This is a genomic window from Nonomuraea soli (assembly GCF_013761175.1).
Taxonomy (GTDB): Bacteria; Actinomycetota; Actinomycetes; order Streptosporangiales; family Streptosporangiaceae; genus Nonomuraea; species Nonomuraea soli.
In genome coordinates this window covers 91,413-107,260 of sequence record NZ_JACDUR010000003.1, presented here as the reverse complement: position 1 = coordinate 107,260, position 15,848 = coordinate 91,413, and the positions used below count along the sequence as shown (strand labels likewise).

17 protein-coding genes are annotated in these 15,848 nt (G+C 70.1%); 6 read left to right on the top strand and 11 right to left on the bottom strand.

The features are described 5' to 3' along the window. Positions 1 to 2: 2 nt before the first annotated feature. Positions 3 to 677 carry a hypothetical protein gene (locus HNR30_RS13300; RefSeq protein ID WP_181610151.1) on the bottom strand — a complete coding sequence of 225 codons (675 nt, stop codon included), beginning with the start codon at positions 675 to 677 and terminating at the stop codon, positions 3 to 5. A gap of 68 nt (positions 678 to 745) precedes the next feature. Further along, positions 746 to 1,375 (bottom strand): DUF11 domain-containing protein, encoded by a 630-nt coding sequence (locus HNR30_RS13295; RefSeq protein WP_181610150.1) that lies wholly within the window; start codon positions 1,373 to 1,375, stop codon positions 746 to 748. Between the two features lie 131 nt (positions 1,376 to 1,506). Between HNR30_RS13295 and HNR30_RS49225 the strand changes: the two genes are divergently transcribed. Further along, positions 1,507 to 4,047, top strand: coding sequence for a serine/threonine-protein kinase (locus tag HNR30_RS49225; protein WP_181610149.1), 2,541 nt, complete (start codon positions 1,507 to 1,509; stop codon positions 4,045 to 4,047). On the opposite strand, the gene HNR30_RS13285 is transcribed toward HNR30_RS49225, so the two are convergent. Further along, positions 4,044 to 4,760, bottom strand: coding sequence for an Rv1486c family protein (locus HNR30_RS13285; RefSeq protein WP_181610148.1), 717 nt, complete (start codon positions 4,758 to 4,760; stop codon positions 4,044 to 4,046). The two genes, HNR30_RS49225 and HNR30_RS13285, sit on opposite strands and share 4 nt — an antisense overlap. A gap of 61 nt (positions 4,761 to 4,821) precedes the next feature. On the opposite strand from HNR30_RS13285, the gene HNR30_RS13280 reads away from it, so the two are divergent. The 5 genes from HNR30_RS13280 (at position 4,822) to HNR30_RS50790 (ending at position 7,924) form a co-directional block, all read left to right on the top strand. Beyond that, complete coding sequence (locus HNR30_RS13280) at positions 4,822 to 5,610, top strand: ABC transporter ATP-binding protein (RefSeq protein WP_181610147.1); 789 nt, start codon at positions 4,822 to 4,824, stop codon at positions 5,608 to 5,610. A 39-nt stretch (positions 5,611 to 5,649) separates the two neighbouring features. Then, positions 5,650 to 5,787 (top strand): hypothetical protein, encoded by a 138-nt coding sequence (locus HNR30_RS13275; RefSeq protein ID WP_181610146.1) that lies wholly within the window; start codon positions 5,650 to 5,652, stop codon positions 5,785 to 5,787. Between the two features lie 212 nt (positions 5,788 to 5,999). After that, on the top strand, positions 6,000 to 6,899 hold the full coding sequence (locus tag HNR30_RS13270; protein WP_181610145.1) for an SPFH domain-containing protein: 900 nt from the start codon (positions 6,000 to 6,002) through the stop codon (positions 6,897 to 6,899). Positions 6,900 to 6,931: 32 nt separating this feature from the next. Then, positions 6,932 to 7,681: a sulfite exporter TauE/SafE family protein gene (locus HNR30_RS13265; protein WP_181610144.1), complete on the top strand. Its 750-nt coding sequence runs from the start codon at positions 6,932 to 6,934 to the stop codon at positions 7,679 to 7,681. Between the two features lie 9 nt (positions 7,682 to 7,690). Beyond that, the gene (locus HNR30_RS50790) at positions 7,691 to 7,924 is read left to right on the top strand and encodes a DUF8836 family protein (protein WP_512699300.1); all 234 of its coding nucleotides are present in this window, start codon (positions 7,691 to 7,693) and stop codon (positions 7,922 to 7,924) included. On the opposite strand, the gene HNR30_RS13260 is transcribed toward HNR30_RS50790, so the two are convergent. The 8 genes from HNR30_RS13260 to HNR30_RS13225 all read right to left on the bottom strand — a co-directional run bounded on the left by HNR30_RS13260 (position 7,860) and on the right by HNR30_RS13225 (position 15,674). After that, on the bottom strand, positions 7,860 to 8,741 hold the full coding sequence (locus HNR30_RS13260) for a DMT family transporter (RefSeq protein WP_220133562.1): 882 nt from the start codon (positions 8,739 to 8,741) through the stop codon (positions 7,860 to 7,862). The two genes, HNR30_RS50790 and HNR30_RS13260, sit on opposite strands and share 65 nt — an antisense overlap. Before the next feature lie 69 nt (positions 8,742 to 8,810). Then, positions 8,811 to 10,256 (bottom strand): argininosuccinate synthase, encoded by a 1,446-nt coding sequence (gene argG / locus HNR30_RS13255; protein ID WP_181610143.1) that lies wholly within the window; start codon positions 10,254 to 10,256, stop codon positions 8,811 to 8,813. Between the two features lie 48 nt (positions 10,257 to 10,304). Then, positions 10,305 to 11,117, bottom strand: coding sequence for an NAD(P)H-binding protein (locus HNR30_RS13250; RefSeq protein ID WP_181610142.1), 813 nt, complete (start codon positions 11,115 to 11,117; stop codon positions 10,305 to 10,307). An 18-nt stretch (positions 11,118 to 11,135) separates the two neighbouring features. After that, on the bottom strand, positions 11,136 to 11,990 hold the full coding sequence (locus HNR30_RS13245) for a Rieske (2Fe-2S) protein (RefSeq protein WP_312894384.1): 855 nt from the start codon (positions 11,988 to 11,990) through the stop codon (positions 11,136 to 11,138). 82 nt (positions 11,991 to 12,072) lie between these two features. Next, a complete protein-coding gene (locus HNR30_RS13240; protein WP_181610140.1) occupies positions 12,073 to 12,684 on the bottom strand; it encodes an HD domain-containing protein in 612 nt (203 codons plus the stop codon). Between the two features lies 1 nt (position 12,685). Then, the gene (locus HNR30_RS13235) at positions 12,686 to 14,746 is read right to left on the bottom strand and encodes a molybdopterin-dependent oxidoreductase (RefSeq protein WP_181610139.1); all 2,061 of its coding nucleotides are present in this window, start codon (positions 14,744 to 14,746) and stop codon (positions 12,686 to 12,688) included. 98 nt (positions 14,747 to 14,844) lie between these two features. Continuing rightward, complete coding sequence (locus HNR30_RS13230; protein ID WP_181610138.1) at positions 14,845 to 15,450, bottom strand: hypothetical protein; 606 nt, start codon at positions 15,448 to 15,450, stop codon at positions 14,845 to 14,847. Continuing rightward, positions 15,450 to 15,674, bottom strand: coding sequence for a hypothetical protein (locus HNR30_RS13225; protein WP_181610137.1), 225 nt, complete (start codon positions 15,672 to 15,674; stop codon positions 15,450 to 15,452). The genes HNR30_RS13230 and HNR30_RS13225 overlap by 1 nt, the downstream gene beginning before the upstream one ends. Between the last annotated feature and the right edge of the window lie 174 nt (positions 15,675 to 15,848).

Below are 15,848 nucleotides of genomic sequence, written 5' to 3'. Positions count from 1 at the left end.
GGTCAGGAGCCCTTCTTCTCGTTCTCTTCCGTCTTGGTCGGTGTCGGCGGCTTCCAGTTCTTGGTCACCGGCGGCACCCAGCGCGGGGTCGGGCGGCCGGGCGACGGCCAGATGACGGTCGTCCTGGCGGTCACCAGGTCGTAGTGGTCGTCGGCGCTCATGCCGAGCCGCTTCAGCTCGTCCTCGGGCAGGTTGTGCGCGCCGGTGGGCAGGTCCCACGAGCGCACGCCCAGCCTGGCCACGGCCGGTCCCCTGGTCTTCTTGTCGAGGGTCAGCTGGAACTGCAGGACGTCGGTCTCACCGACCGGCAGCGCCCACGGGCCCCAGCACCAGAACCACTCGCCCTTCCAGTCGCAGCGGGTGCTGGCCGTCTTGGGCCCTGTCCACCACCGGAGCCTCTTCACGACGCCCTTGGGCACCCTGCCGCCGATCCAGTAGTAGTTGGCGTAGTGGGGCCCGAGGTTCTTGGCCTTGAGCAGGTAGGTGATCTTCCCGCCGCGCGTGGTCTTCTTGTCGTACGTCAAGGAGATCTTGAACTTGGAGTACGGCGGGCGTGCGGCAGCCACCGTCACCGGGGCCGCGGCCGGGGCCGCGACCTGGGCCTGAGCGGGCGTTGTGACGGTGAGCGGCGCTGCCACCAGGGCAGCGCCGATTAATGTCGCGATGGACTTGCGCATGTAGTCGTCTCCCCGTGGGTATCCCGGAAAGCCCTGATTCTTCAGGGGTTGCTGGGATATGGGCAAACTCAGGTGCCCTTCTTGTCGTTCTGACCCTTGCTGGGAGCGGCGGGCGGCGGGGTCCAGGTGTCCCTCGGCGGGGTCCACGGCTTCGACGGGCGCGGCCAGACGATCTTCGTCTTCGCGGTCTTCAGCCAGTACCAGCCCTTGATGCCGATGCGCTTGAGCTCGCTCTCCTCCAGGTCGTCGGCGCCGGTGGGCACGTCGTAGGAGAGGATGCCGAGCTGGGCCTTGTAGCTGTTCTTGGTGTTGCTCTTCAGCGTGACCTGGACGTCGAGCCACTCGGTGTCGCCGACCTCGAGAATGTCGGGCGTCCAGCACCAGAAGCCGTAGTCGTCCCACTCGCATTCGGTGCCCTTGGGGCCCCACCAGGAAAGGCGGTCCTTGATGCCTCCGGGCAGCTTGCCGCCGATCCAGAAGTAGTCGGCGTAGTGCGGCCCGGTGTTGGTCGCGCGGATGCGGTAAGTGATCTTTCCGCCTCGCTTCACGGCCTTGGTGTAGCTGACCTTGACCTTGAAGTGAGAGTACGGGTCGTTCTGGACGACGGTGGTCTCGGCGTTGGCCGGCGCGGTCACGGTGACAGTCGCGACCAGAGCTGCGGCGAGCAGCGCGCCCATCGTGGTACGCACGATGATCATCTCCCCCTGCTGTAGCTGGAAAACCCCGCTTTTGTGGGTGATTATTACCTAAGGCAAATATTTCGCAAAGAGCGTTGATCTATGGTGGTCACGCCGGCGTCGGGGGAGACGCATGACGGGGAGGATTCGAGGTGCCTGAAACGCACCCCTTGCAACCGGGGGACCCCACCACGCTGGGCCCGTATCGGCTGCTGGGAAGGCTGGGCAAGGGGGCGCAGGGGATCGTCTACAAGGGCCAGGGCCACAACGGCGAGCTGGTCGCGATCAAGCTGCTCAACACCAAGCTGGACCGGCCGGGCATGGACGGCGAGCGCTTCATGCGCGAGGTCGCCGCGGCCCGCCGCGTCGCCCAGTTCTGCACCGCCCAGGTGCTGGACGCCAACATGGAGGGCGACACCCCCTACATCGTGAGCGAGCTCGTCGAGGGCGTCTCGCTGCAGCGCATCGTGCAGACCGACGGCCCGCGCAAGGGCGGCGCCCTGTACCGCCTGGCGGTCGGCACCGTCACCGCGCTCGCGGCCATCCACCGCGCCGGCATCGTCCACCGCGACCTCAAGCCCAGCAACGTGCTGCTCGGCCCCGACGGCCCGCGCGTCATCGACTTCGGCATCGCCCGCGCGCTCGACTCGGCGATCACCATGACGAGCGGCGTGGTCGGCACGCCCGCGTACATGTCGCCCGAGCAGATCTCCGGCGAGCGTGTCGGCCCGCCCAGCGACATGTTCAGCTGGGCCCTGACCATGGCCTTCGCCGCGACCGGCCGTCCCGCGTTCGGCCAGGACAGCCTGCCCGCGGTGATCTACCGGGTGATGAACGAAGAGGCCGACCTGTCGGCGATGCCCGACAACCTGCGCCCGCTCGTCCAGGCCTGCCTCAGCAAGCGCGCCGAGGAGCGGCCGACCGCGGCCGAGGCGCTCTTCGCCCTGCTGGAGAACCAGGGGGCCGACAACCACGCCGCGCCGCCGGTGGGCGACTCCGACCTGGCGCTGACGACCGGCTCCCAGGTCGCGGCCGAGGAAGGGCTCGCCGAGCTCTCCAACCCCGGCGCCCGCCCGGCCGGCTCCTCCGGCGGGCAGTACGGCGCGCCCCAGCAGGCCGCCGCCGGATGGGCCAACCCGTCGGGCCTGCACCCGACCCCCGCCGCCGCGCCCCCCGGCTACCGGCCACCGGCGGCGCCCGGCTTCCAGCCGCCCTCAGGCGGTCACCCGGCAGCCCCGCAGAACAGCCCCCACCAGGGCGGCCACCAGGGCGGCCACCAGGGCCCGCAAAGGGCCTACCCGCAGCCGCAGGCCGCCGCCTACCCGGCTCCCCAGGGCGCCTATCCCACGCCCGGCCACGCCTATCCGACGCCCGGCCACGCCACGCCACCCGGCGGCCAGGCTCCGCCGTACCCCTTCAACCAGCACGGCAGGAACGACAACGACGCCTTCTTCCGCGAGACGGGCCAGGAGGACAAGAACTCGGCGGGCCGCCGCAAGCGGGCAGCCCTGGTCGGCGGCGCGCTGGCGGTGGCTTTACTGGTCGCCGCCACGGTCCTGCTGGCGCCGAGCTGGTTCGACCGCACCAACGGCACCACCACCGCGGGCTCGACGAGCCAGGCCTCCTCCACGCCCACGGCCCCTCCGTCGGCCTCGCCCACGCCGTCCCCGACGCCCACCCCGTCGTCCACGCCCACCACCCCGCCCGCCCAGCTGCAGCAGCCGCTCGTCACCCTCGCCCTGGGCAAGCAGGACGGCAAGGCGCTCAAGGGCCACAGCAAGCCCGTGCAGTCGTTCTCCGGCATCTCCATCGACGGCAAGCCGCTGCTGCTGTCCGGCGGACAGGACGGCACGCTGCGCCTGTGGAACATGGACAAGCGCTCCCTGGTCACCCGCCTCAAGGGTCACCGCGGCGAGGTCTACGCGGTCGCCTGCTTCACGATGGACGGCCGGCCCAGCGCGATCACCGGCGGTTTCGACGGCAACGTCCGGTTGTGGAGCCTCGACAAGCGCAAGAGCACGGTGCTCGGCACCCACGGCGACTCGGTCTTCGCCGCCGCGGTCGGCAAGGCGGGCGGCAAGTGGATCGGCGTCACCGGCGACGCCAACGGCTACCTGCGCTTCTGGGACCTGAAGAAGCGCAAGCAGATCGGCAACAGCGTGCGCGCCCACCGCGACGGCATCAACTGGCTGAGCATCGGCAACGTCGGCGGACGCACCGTGGTCGTCACCGCCAGCGAGGACAAGACGCTGCGCGTGTGGGACCTGGCCAAGCGCAAGGCGGCGGGCAAGTACCTCAAGGGCCACAAGAAGGCCGTCTACTCCGTGGCGGTCGGCCAGGTCGACGGCAAGGCCGTGGTCGCCTCAGGCGGCGAGGACGGCTCGATCCGCCTGTGGGACGCCAAGTCGGGCAAGGCCATCGGCAAGCCGCTCACCGGCCACAAGAAGATCGTGTACTCGCTGTCCTTCGGGGTCGTCGAGGGCACCACGGTGCTGCTGTCCGGAGGCACGGACGGCACGATCCGGCTCTGGGACCCGGCCAAGCGCACCAGGATCGGCCCGGCCATCAGCGGTAGCAAGTCGCCGGTCTACGCGGTGGCCATCGTCAACGTGGACGGCACGCCGACCATCGTCTCGGCGGGCAAGGACAAGCAGGTCAGATTCTGGAAGCTGAACGCCTCGACCGGCTCCTAGCCGTAGTTGGGTTCCAGGATGGCGTGGTGGGCGGCCACCAGCGCCCGCCGTACGGCCTGGTCCAGCTCGCGCAGGGCCAGGTCGCGGGCGGCGAACTGGGTGGCCGACAGCCCGCGTTGCGAGGCCACCTCCAGCACCGCCGCCAGGCGGGCGGCCAACGCGTGCACGCGGTGGGCGCGAGCCGGATAGCCGGGCGCCAGCTCGGCGGCGCCCTGGCGCTCCGGCCGGGCGCTCACCGGGCCGTCGACACCGTCGAACGCCTGCGTGGCGGTGCGCATCACGGCCGCCAGCTGCTGCTCGGCCTCGGCCAGACTCGGCAGGTCGGCGCGGACGGGGCCCGCCTCATGGACGGTGAAGCGGGTCCCGGCGTAGGAGGATCCTCGAAGGTCGGGCTCCGGCACCAGCCCGAGGTTCCCGCCCGGCAGGACGGCGAGCACGGCCTGGCCGGCATCGAGCGCCGCCGCGTTGAAGGCGGGCGGCCCGGAGAGGCCCAGGGGGTCACCGGGCGCGGGCAGGGCCAGGCGGAACTCGCTCAGCCCGTCAATGCGCAGGGAGGCGAGACGACCACGCAAGGACGAGGCTTCCCGGCCTGTCACCGCGGGTCCCGAGACCCGCTCGACCTGGTCCACCGCCTCGTCGAGACCCACGTGTCCGGCGAGCCAGGCGTTCCCCCACGCGACCAGCGCAGCGGATACGGGCGTTTTAGCGTGCACGGATCCACGATATGCGGCGATAGGTTTGTCCCAGACCTACGGGCGTAGAGAGGATCCGGGGATGGGTGGTCAGGTGCTGCGGCTCCAGGACGTCGCCGTGCGGCGAGATGGGGCGGCCCTGCTGCGCGGCATCGACTGGACGGTCCACGAGGACGAGCGATGGGTGGTGATCGGGCCCAACGGCGCTGGCAAGACCACGTTGTTGCAGGTCGCGGCCACGTTGCTGTATCCAAGTGAGGGTCAGGTCGAGGTCCTGGGCGAAGTGATCGGCCAGACGGACGTGTTCGACCTGCGGCCACGGATCGGGCTGGCCAGCTCGGCTCTGGCCGAGCGCATCCCGCAGGACGAGAAGGTCATCGACCTGGTGCTGACCGCCTCCTATGCGATCATCGGGCGGTATTCGGAGGAGTACGACTCCAACGACGTGACCCGTGCGGTCGAGCTGATCGACATGATGGGCGCCGCGCATCTGATCAGGCGCCGTTTCGGCACCTTGTCGGAGGGTGAGCGCAAGCGGGTCCAGATCGCCCGCGCGCTGATGCCCGACCCCGAGCTGCTGCTGCTCGACGAACCCGCCGCGGGTCTCGACCTGGGCGGACGCGAAGACCTCGTACGACGCCTGTCGCATCTGGCCCAGGACCGCCGCTCGCCCACCCTCGTGCTGGTCACCCACCACGTCGAGGAGGTGCCCACCGGCTTCACCCACGGCCTGCTGCTGCGTCACGGTTCCGTGGTGGCCCAGGGGCCGCTCGACCACGTGATGACCGCCGACAACCTGTCGCGTACGTTCGGGGTGCCGTTGACGCTCGACCGCAGCGCGGAGGGCCGCTGGTACGCGCGGGCCTACTAGGCGGGCATTCCTGTCGGGAGTGATCGCCAAGGTCCGGCCATGACCGTGAAGCCGTGGCAGGAAGCCGACGACCTCCCGACGTATCTGACCCAGCTCGACGGCGCTGCCCGCAAGCAGATCGCCGCGCGGCTGGCCGACGACGCGCGTGACTCCGCCTGGCAGCGCCGTGACGCGTGACGCCTGGTGGGAGCGGCCTGCCTGCCCGGCGCCGCCCAGGTGGTCGCCTGGCTCAACCGCCGCGACCTGGCCCACCGGCTGGTCGCCCGGCGCGCGCAGGCTGCGTAACGTGCTGGACTCGCCTAGATCGTATTTGGCCGGTTGACGGGCATAGGTGACTTGAGGGAAATATCATTTCCGAGGTCGGACTCCATCTCCCCCGGAGCGTCGCCATGAACGTGGAACTACTGGCTGTCCTGGTCGTCGCGTTCGGCGTGCTGGGGTTCATCGTGGTGCGCTCCATCCGGGTCATCCCGCAGGGCAGCGCGGCCATCGTGGAGCGGATGGGCAGCTACCACCGCACCCTCACGCCGGGCACGAGCCTGGTGGTGCCCTTCATCGACAAGATGCGCGACATGCTCGACATGCGCGAGCAGGTCCAGCCGTTCCCGCCGCAGACGGTGCTGTCGTCCGACAACCAGATCGTCTCCGTCGACGTGGTCGTCTCCTACCAGGTCGTCAATCCCAAGGCCGCCACCTACGAGGTGGCCAACTACTTCAGCGCGATGGAGCAGGTGACCGCCTCCGCGCTCAGGAACGTCGCAGGCGGCAAGGACGTCGACGAGCTGCTCGACGCCCGCGAGGAGATCGCCAACCAGCTGCGCCTGGAGCTGGCCGAGTCGACCGAGACCTGGGGCGTGCAGATCAAGCGGGTGCAGCTGAAGTCGATCGACCCGCCCGCCGCGATCCAGGAGTCGCGCGCCAGGCAGCGGCAGACCCAGCTCGACAACGAGGCGGCGGCCAAGGCGGCGGCCGACCGGAGCAAGGCGGAGATCGCGGCCGCCGAGGGCGAGAAGGAGGCCGCCATCCTGCGTGCCCAGGGCGAGGCGCAGGCCATCGTCCTGCGGGCCGAGGCCGAGGCCCGCGCCGAGGGCATGCGCGCCAAGGGCCATGCCGACGCCATCGGCCTGGTCGCCAGGGCCATCCAGGAGAGCAACGTCGACCATCGCGTGCTGGCCTACCAGTACATCCAGGCGCTTCCCGAGATTGCCAAGAGTGGCTCCAACAAGGTCTGGGTGGTTCCTCCCGACCTGGCGGGGCTCGGATTCCTCAAGGAGGGCGACCCCTCCTGAGTCCACTATGTGGACGCCCCTATGCTCACCATATGACACCCCTGGAGGCCCTGGCCGTTTGTGCCGCCGGCGTCGGAGCCGGCGCGATCAACGCGGTCGTCGGGTCCGGTTCCCTCATCACCTTTCCCACGCTGGTCGCCTTCGGCGTTCCGCCCGTGGTCGCGAACGTCTCGAACAACATCGGCCTGGTGCCCGGCTCCTTCACCGGAGCGTACGGCTACCGCAAGGAGCTGACCGGCCAGCGCTCGCGGCTGATACGGCTCGGCGCCGCCTCGATGCTCGGAGCGGCGCTCGGCGGTCTGTTGCTGATCAACCTCGACCCGGGGGTGTTCCAGGTCGTCGTCCCCATCCTCATCGGCCTGGCCTGCGTCCTGGTCATCATCCAGCCCTGGCTGAGCAAGCGGATGGCCGCGCCCCACGCCCACCCGCACGGCGGGCCGTGGTTGTGGCTGGCCGTCTTCGGCGCCGGCATCTACGGCGGTTACTTCGGCGCCGCCCAGGGAGTGCTGCTCATCGGCATCCTCGGCCTGATGCTCGACGAGGGCCTGCAGCGGGTCAACGCCGCCAAGAACGTGCTCTCGCTGGTCGTCAACTTCACCGCCGCGGTCCTGTTCCTGATCATCGCCGAGATCGACTGGTGGGCGGTGGGCGCCATCGCGATCGGCTCCATGATCGGCGGCTTCGTGGGAGCCAAGGTCGGGCGCAGGATCCCGGCTCCGGTGCTGCGCGGGATCATCGTTTGTGTGGGCCTGACGGCGATTATCAAACTGGTGTACGGGTAAATATCAGACATGAAGGGCGACCGTGTAGAGATCGTCATCGACGCGGGCGACGGCGCCCCGCGCACCTACGAGGTCATCGCCACCAGAGCAGGACGCCGGGTCGAGGTGGCCACCCGGCGCGGGCTCATCGAGGTCAGCGAGGTCACCAGGACCGGCAGCCCGGTCCGCACCGCCAGATTCATGTCGAGCCGAATTCTCGCTCTCGTGGAGCATCCAGCCGACGGGGAAACCGACCCATCATGAAGATCGCGGCCACGACGGCGGCGCCTCCCAGGAGTTGCACCGCCGTCAGGCTCTCGCCGTAGACCAGCGCGGTCGACGCGACGGTGACGGCCGGTTCCACGCACGACAGGATCGCCGCGGTCGAGGCGCCCACCGACCGCACGCCGGCGAACATGGTCACGATGGGCACCACCGTCGAGAACACCGCCAGCGTCACCAGCCACGGCCAGGCGCTCCCGGGCACGGAAGGTAGCCCGGAGAAGGCCGTGACGCTGGCCGCGGCGCCCGTGCACACGACGGCCGACAGCAGGAACAGGTCCAGCTCGCGCGGCAGCCCGTCGGCGACCGTCAGGTACAGCGCGTAGGTCACCGCCGCGCCGAGCGCCAGCATCACCCCCGCCAGGTTGCCGGCGTCGCCGGTGCCGAGCAGGAGCAGCAGCCCGAGCGCCGACGAGGTGAGCGCGGCGACCCTGCCCCGGTCGAGCCCCTGCCTGCGCAGGGCGACCGCGATCCCGGTGACGATGGCCGGATAGGCGTACAGCAGCAGCGAGACCAGCGAGGCGCTGGTGAGCGTCAGCGCGCCGAAGTACAGGGCCGCCTGGCCCGCGTAGCCCACGGCGCCGAGAGCCAGGCAGACAAGCAGCACCCGCCAGGAGGGCAGCCGCGGCCTGCGCCAGGCCGCCAGCAGCCAGAACAGCAGCGCCGCCAGGCCGAACCGGACGACCAGCAGCGTCTGGAGGCTCACTCCTGCGGCGTAGGCCTCCTTGGCGAAGATCGGGGCCAGGCCGAAGCCGACGGCCGAGATCAGGCAGAGCACCGCGCCGAGGGGGGTTCGCATGCGACGACGCTAAGGAAGGCGGCGCCACCGAGGTAGCGCCGCCTTCCTGGGTCAGCCACAGGAGATTCCTTAGTCGGTGCCGAACTCCATGGCGGCGCGGTCGAGCAGCTCGTCGTCGGGGACGGTGCCGCGCGAGGCGATCGCCTGGGCGCCGCCCTCCTCCAGCTCGCCGATGAGGTCGGTGGGGGTGGCCTGGGTGACGCCGAGCAGGGCGGGGTGGGTGCTGCCCACCATGCCGAGACCGGCGTAGTGCTCCAGCTTGGAGCGCGAGTCGGCGATGTCGAGGTTGCGCATGGTGAGCTGGCCGATCCGGTCCACCGGGCCGAACGCGGAGTCCTCGGTCCGCTCCATCGACAGCTTGTCGGGGTGGTAGCTGAGGTGGGGGCCGGTGGTGTCGAGGATGGAGAAGTCCTCGCCGCGCCGCAGCCGCAGCGTCACCTCGCCGGTGATGGCCATGCCGACCCACCGCTGCAGCGACTCGCGCAGCATGAGCGACTGCGGGTCGAGCCAGCGGCCTTCGTACATGAGCCGGCCCAGCCGCCGCCCCTCGGCGTGGTAGGTCGCCAGGGTGTCCTCGTTGTGGATGGCGTTGACCAGCCGCTCGTAGGCGTGGTGCAGGAGCGCCATGCCGGGGGCCTCGTAGATGCCCCGGCTCTTGGCCTCGATGATCCGGTTCTCGATCTGGTCGGACATGCCCAGTCCGTGCCGCCCGCCGATGGCGTTGGCCTCCATGACGAGGTCGACGGCGGAGGCGAACTCCTTGCCGTTGATCGTCACCGGCCGGCCCTGCTCGAAGCCGATCGTCACGTCCTCGGTGTCGATCTCGACCGACGGGTCCCAGAACCGCACGCCCATGATCGGGTCGACGATCTCGATGGAGGTGTCCAGGTGCTCCAGCGTCTTGGCCTCGTGGGTGGCGCCCCAGATGTTGGCGTCGGTGGAGTAGGCCTTCTCCACGCTGTCGCGGTACGGCAGGTCGTGGGCGACCAGCCATTCCGACATCTCCTTGCGCCCGCCGAGCTCGCTGACGAACTGGGCGTCGAGCCACGGCTTGTAGATCCGCAGCGAGGGGTTGGCCAGCAGGCCGTAGCGGTAGAACCGCTCGATGTCGTTGCCCTTGAAGGTCGAGCCGTCGCCCCAGATCTGCACGTTGTCCTGGAGCATGGCACGCACCAGCAGGGTGCCCGTCACCGCCCGGCCGAGCGGGGTGGTGTTGAAGTAGGCCCGCCCGCCCGAGCGGATGTGGAACGCGCCGCAGGCCAGCGCGGCCAGGCCCTCCTCCACCAGCGCCGCACGGCAGTCGACGAGTCGCGCGATCTCGGCGCCGTAGCTGTGCGCCCGGCCGGGCACCGAGGCGATGTCGGGCTCGTCGTACTGGCCGAGGTCGGCCGTGTAGGTGCACGGGACAGCGCCCTTGGCGCGCATCCAGGCGACGGCTACGGACGTGTCGAGGCCGCCGGAGAAGGCGATGCCGACGCGTTCGCCGATCGGCAGGGAGGTGAGGACCTTGGACATGAGTAAGAGTATGCACTGGAACGCATGGTCATGCAATCGTGCGTTGCGTCACACCTTGGTCACGCGGTCTCTCGCCCACTCCGCGTAGGACCGGGCGGGCCTGCCCGTCAGGCGTTCCACGGTGTCGGTGACCTGCTCGGGTTCGTGGACGAAGCTCGCCCAGGCGGCGACCGCCCCCCGGACCAGATCGGGGTCGCCCCAGTGGGAGGCCAGCTCCCCGATGACGACGTCGGGCTCGACCTCCTCCCAGCGGGCCGGGACGCCGAGGGCCTCGCCGATCAGGCGCACCTGCTCGGCCTGGGTGACGGCCTCGGGGCCGCTGAGCACGTAGGCCTGGCCGTCGTGGCCGGCGGAGGTGAGCACGTGGGCGGCGACCGCGGCGATGTCGGCCTCGTGGATCAGCGAGCGCGCCGCATCGCCGTACACCCAGCGCACGACGCCGGAGTTCCGCACGTCGTCGATCCACGACAGGGTGTTGGTGGCGAAGCCTCCTGGGCGAAGGAACGTCCAGGCCAGCCCCGACTCGCGCACGAGCCGCTCCACGTCCACGTGGAACATGGTCGAATCGGGAGGCAGGTTCGCCGACAGGTAGACCACGCGCCTGGCGTGGCGTTTGACGGCCGAGACCACCTCGGCCGCGGTCGAGGCGGCGAAGCCCGGCCAGATCAGCAGGACCGAGTCGACGCCGTCGAGGGCGTCGTCCAAGGACGCGGGGTCGGTCAGGTCGCCGTGCACGACCTCGACCCCCGCGGGGAATTCCGCGGGCCTTCGCGTGAGCGCTCGCACGGGCACCCCCGCGGAGGCGAGCAGTTCGACAGCATGACGGCCGACGTTCCCGGTTGCTCCGGTGACGAGAATCATGTCGCCGACGCTAAGACCTCAAGCTTTGTTGAGGTCAACCCCCGGGCGCACCTGGATCACGCCGTCGGAGCGCACCCTGGTCTGGAAGCACGGCTGCGGCGCCGTGGCGGGACCGTGCTTGACGCTGCCGTCGGACAGCCTGAACGTGCTGCCGTGCCAGGGGCAGGTGACGCAGGACTCGCCGTCCTCGACCACGAGCCTGCCCTGGTGCAGCGGCCCCGCCAGGTGCGAGCAGCGGTCGGCGAGCACGCTGACACTGTCGCCGTGGCGCAGCACGAACAGCTGGATGTAGCCCAGGCGCCTGGCGACCGGGCGGCCGTCCGGCAGGTCGCGCAGCGGGCACAGGTCGTGCCATCCCAGCGGCACCAGGTGGGCGACCTGCTCGGCGTGGTTGGCCCCGGCGGCCTGCCGGTAGGCCAGGTGGCCGCCGAGGTAGCCGGCCAGCGTCGCGGTGCCGAGACCGGCCAGCGAGAGCAATCGCCCGTCGCCGCCGCGCCGCCGTACGAGCAGTGAGGCCGTGAACAGGCCGAGCGCGGTGAGGTTGGCCGCCATGTGGACGAAGCCCACCCGTTGCTGCTCGCGGTGGAGCGTCGACCAGTCGGTCAGCCCGGCAGCGGCCGTCGGGAGCGCGGTGGCCACGCCGGTGGCCAGCAGGACGCGCGAGGCGCGCGGATCGACGTCGGTGAAGTCGAGCACGGTCGCCGAGGCCAGGCAGCCCAGGCTGGCGGTCGCCAGCGACGGGTGCAGGGGATGGCCGGTGGGTACGCCGTGCAGCAGGTCGCGCAATCTGCCGGGTCCGAGTTTGGTGCGTACGGCTTTCGCCAGGGTGGCGATGGGCCCGTCGAGAGCCTTCGTCTTCTCGAGTCGGTCCACGAGGTCGACCGGCCCGACAAAACGCCGCAAATGCCGTCTTCGTGCCTTAACTGTCTCCTCCACGACCTCCCCCTACCCAGGGTTACGGCGCAAGATGCCCTCGCGTGACAGACAGCTCGACCAACTCCCGGGCATAGGCCCCCAACGAGGGAGAACCCTCCTCAATGATCTTCACTTTCTGCATCACCTGGCTCGCCGTCACCGCGTGCAACCGCCATGTGCCGCCCTCGTTGTGGTGATTGGCGAGGATCGGAGCGAACCTGTCGAGCGCCTTGGCGAACACCGCCTCGGGCGTCGCCCGCTCCTCGAACTCGTCCCACAACGCCCGCAGCTCCTGGCCCTGCGGCGCGGGGAGCATGGCGAAGATGCGGTCGGCCGCGGCCTTCTCCGCCGCCTCCTGCGCGGCCACGGCGACCGGGTCGTAGATGAAGGTGTCGCCCGCGTCGATCTCCACCAGGTCGTGCACGAGCAGCATGGCGACCACACGCTGGATGTCGGTGCCGGGCGGGGCGTGCTCGCCCAGCACCATCGCCAGCAGGGCCACGTACCACGAATGCTCAGCGTCGTTCTCCCGGCGGGAGTCGTCCATCAGGTTGTTGCGGCGGATGACCCGCTTCAACTTGTCGATCTCTATGGCGAAGGCGATCTGGGCGTTCAGGCGGTCCTGTTCCGGCGCGATAGTCACGCGCGACACCCTAATGGGCGTTGATCACCTCGGGAACGGAAACGGTGACCGGGACCCCGTTGAAGACGGCGTTACCGGAAGGCACGTCGATCGCCGTTTCGTCGGTGAGCACGTTGACGTTCATCTCCCGCCAGCCGTGCGGCAGGCTCACCACGCCAGGCATGATCGCGTCCGTGGTCCTCACGGTCACGGTGAGCTCGCCGGCGGCCGACCTGACCACCGCGCTGCCGTCGAGCCCCAGCCGTGTCGCGTCCGACGGATGGATGTGCAGGTCGTAGGTGTTGCTGCCGCCCGTCAGGTGCATCCAGCTGTTGTTGGAGCGCAGGTGGCGCCGCCCGATCAGCACCAGATCGGGCACGGGGGAGTCGAGCCCGGCCAGCAGCCGCTCGACGTCGGCGACCAGCTGCGGCGGCGCCAGCTCCACCCGCCCGGACTCGGTCTTGAGCAGGCCGGGCAGGCGCGGCTGCAGCGGCCCCAGGTCGATGCCGTGCGGGTTGTCGAGCAGCGTGCGCAACGACAGGCCCTCGTACGGACCGAGCTTGAGCATCATGTCGAGCCGCCGCTCCGCGCCGGACTCGCCCTCCAGCTCCAGCTCGGCGGCGCCGGGGGTCTGGCCGATGATGAACTCGTCGAGGTCCCCGTCCAGCCCGGTGATGATCTGCGTGAGCCGGGCCAGGATCTCCGACTCCGAGGGCCGCTCACCCAGCGGCAGCACCGGCCGCGAGTAACGCGTGTAGTTGCGCACGGCGAAGCCCTGCAACGCGAAGTCGAAGTGGCCCGACTGCAGCAGGCGCGGCGGCGGCAGGATGACGTTGGCGTGCCTGGTCGTGTCGTTCAGCCACGGATCGACGCTGACCATGAAGTCGAGCTGCTCGAAGGCCTTGTCGAGCCGGGCGCCGTTGGGCGCCGACATCACCGGGTTGCCGCCGACCGTGATCAGGAACCTGACCTGGCCCTCGCCCGGCGTCTCGATCTCGTCGGCCAGCGTCGCGACCGGCAGCTCGCCGTTGGCCTCGGGCAGCTGACGCACCCGGCTCGTCCAGCGGCCCGTGCGGTACGGCTTGCGCCGCGGGCGGGACTCCGTGGCGCCCATCGGGAACATGGCGCCGCCCGGCCTGTCGAGGTTTCCGGTGAGCACGTTCAGCACGTCGACCAGCCACTGCGCGAGCGTGCCGTACTCCTGGGTGCAGGTGCCGATGCGGGCGTAGACGACCGCGCGCTCGGCCGCGGCCAGCTCGCGCGCCAGCCTGACGACCGTCTCGGCGGGAACGCCGGTACGGCGGGCGACCACGTCGGGCGGGAAGTGCTTGGCCTGCGCCTCGACCTGGTCGAGCCCGTTGACCTCCAGGCCGATGTCGAGCAGGTCCTCGGCGAACAGCGTGTGCACGAGGCCGAACAGCAGGTACGCGTCGGTGCCCGGGCGCACGAACACGTGCTCGTCGGCCTTGTCGGCGGTCCTCGTGCGGCGCGGGTCGACCACGACGACCTTGCCGCCGCGCCTGCGCAGCGCCTTGAGGCGGCCGGGGAAGTCGGGGGCGGTGCACAGCGAGCCGTTCGACTCCATGGGGTTGGCGCCGAGCATCAGCAGGTAGTCGGTGCGGTCCAGGTCGGGCACCGGGATGGACAGCGGGTCGCCGTACATCAGCCCGCAGGCGACGTGCTTGGGCATCTGGTCGGCGGTGCTGGCCGAGTAGATGTTGCGGGTGCCGAGCGACTTGATCAGCGGCGTGGCGTAGAGCGCGCCCGCCATGCTGTGCGCGCTCGGGTTGCCCAGGTAGATCGCGGTGGACTGGCGGTCGGCCACCTGCGACCAGGCCTGGCGCACGAGTTCGAAGGCCTCCTCCCAGCTCGCCTCGCGGAAGGTGTCGCCCTCGCGTACGACAGGCCTGGTCAGGCGCTCGGGGTCCTCGTCGAGCTTGCCGAGCGAGGCGCCCTTCGGGCAGATGAAACCCTTGCTGAACGGGTCGTCCTTGTCGCCGCGGACGCTCGTGACATGTCCACCGTCGTCGAGTGTCAGCGTCAGGCCGCAGACGGCTTCGCAGAGCGGGCAGGTCCGGTGCACGGTGGTCATGACTGCTCCTGGCTGAGTTCGTCGGATGAACTCATCTAATCTCGTACGGCACGCGGAAGGAAGCCCCGGGCCCCCGCGATCCCGGGGCTCCGGTCTCCCTACGCGGGAATGAGCAACCGGTCGAGATCGAGAGGCTCCTCGGAGGCCACCGGCGTCCAGGCGGTGCCGTACAGACGCTCGATGCCGGGCGCGACAGCCCCCGGCCGCTCGTCACGGCGCACGATCTCCAGGACCAGCAGGTTGGCGTACTGCCGGTGCCGGTGCACCTGCACCTGCCTGGCCCAGCACGCCGCCGCGAGCTCGGGCCCGTAGGCCTGGAACTCCTCGGCGGAGATGCCCGCCCTGGTCATGATGAGCGCCTTCTCGCCCGAGGCCGTGGGGGTGATCCACAGGATGAGGGGGATGCGCCCCCGAGTGGTGTGCTTGGTCGTCTCCATGCAGGTGCGCTGGATGCGGTGGCGGGAGAAGACGCACCAGAAGTGGCCGAACACCCAGCTACGGCCGAACCTGGTGGCCACCGGCATCGAGATCACGCTGCCGAGCGCGGCGAACGGCAGCCACTGGCCCGCCCTGACCAGCATGACGAGCAGGGCCAGCGCCAGCAGCTCCGTGCGCCAGCGCCACAGCACCACCAGACCGCGGCTGCGGTGGGTGCGAGCCTCCACGGAGGCGGGGAAGATCTGGTTGCGGGGGTTCCTCGACATCAGGACACCTCCTCAGCGACCAGAGCTACGCTTCGACGAGCCTTCAGCTGGTCGAAGCGCGGGTCGCGGTAGGCGCGGGCACCGAAACCGGTCTTGGTGACGGTCCAGCCACGCCGGTGGGCGAATTCATCCTCTTCCAGACAAAGTTCGCGATCCGCCCATGCGATGAGTTCCCGGATTCGGGTCTTGATTCGACTGAGCCCCTTGGTACCTTGTGAGTACATAGAAGACCCCTTTCGCGGCATTACTTAAGGTGGACTTCTTGTCGGGCCGTGGATTGATGGCCTGGTCGCCGTGGGTGGCAGCCCGTCTCGGCGCCAGGGGATCAATCTGCGGCTCGGCTCTTTTGCGAGCAGGTGTTCGGCAGATGGGCCTCCCGGAGGATCTCGCGGATATCG

Bases quoted from the DNA above. Each gene is read 5' to 3' on its own strand.
- HNR30_RS13230 (WP_181610138.1), bottom strand. From the start codon at position 15,450: ATGTCGAGGAACCCCCGCAACCAGATCTTCCCCGCCTCCGTGGAGGCT.
- HNR30_RS13225 (WP_181610137.1), bottom strand. From the start codon at position 15,674: ATGTACTCACAAGGTACCAAGGGGCTCAGTCGAATCAAGACCCGAATC.
- HNR30_RS13235 (WP_181610139.1), bottom strand. From the start codon at position 14,746: ATGACCACCGTGCACCGGACCTGCCCGCTCTGCGAAGCCGTCTGCGGC.
- HNR30_RS13295 (WP_181610150.1), bottom strand. From the start codon at position 1,375: ATGATCATCGTGCGTACCACGATGGGCGCGCTGCTCGCCGCAGCTCTG.
- HNR30_RS13275 (WP_181610146.1), top strand. From the start codon at position 5,650: ATGACCGTGAAGCCGTGGCAGGAAGCCGACGACCTCCCGACGTATCTG.
- HNR30_RS13250 (WP_181610142.1), bottom strand. From the start codon at position 11,117: ATGATTCTCGTCACCGGAGCAACCGGGAACGTCGGCCGTCATGCTGTC.
- HNR30_RS13270 (WP_181610145.1), top strand. From the start codon at position 6,000: ATGAACGTGGAACTACTGGCTGTCCTGGTCGTCGCGTTCGGCGTGCTG.
- HNR30_RS13280 (WP_181610147.1), top strand. From the start codon at position 4,822: ATGGGTGGTCAGGTGCTGCGGCTCCAGGACGTCGCCGTGCGGCGAGAT.
- HNR30_RS13300 (WP_181610151.1), bottom strand. From the start codon at position 677: ATGCGCAAGTCCATCGCGACATTAATCGGCGCTGCCCTGGTGGCAGCG.
- HNR30_RS13265 (WP_181610144.1), top strand. From the start codon at position 6,932: ATGACACCCCTGGAGGCCCTGGCCGTTTGTGCCGCCGGCGTCGGAGCC.
- argG (WP_181610143.1), bottom strand. From the start codon at position 10,256: ATGTCCAAGGTCCTCACCTCCCTGCCGATCGGCGAACGCGTCGGCATC.
- HNR30_RS50790 (WP_512699300.1), top strand. From the start codon at position 7,691: ATGAAGGGCGACCGTGTAGAGATCGTCATCGACGCGGGCGACGGCGCC.
- HNR30_RS13260 (WP_220133562.1), bottom strand. From the start codon at position 8,741: ATGCGAACCCCCCTCGGCGCGGTGCTCTGCCTGATCTCGGCCGTCGGC.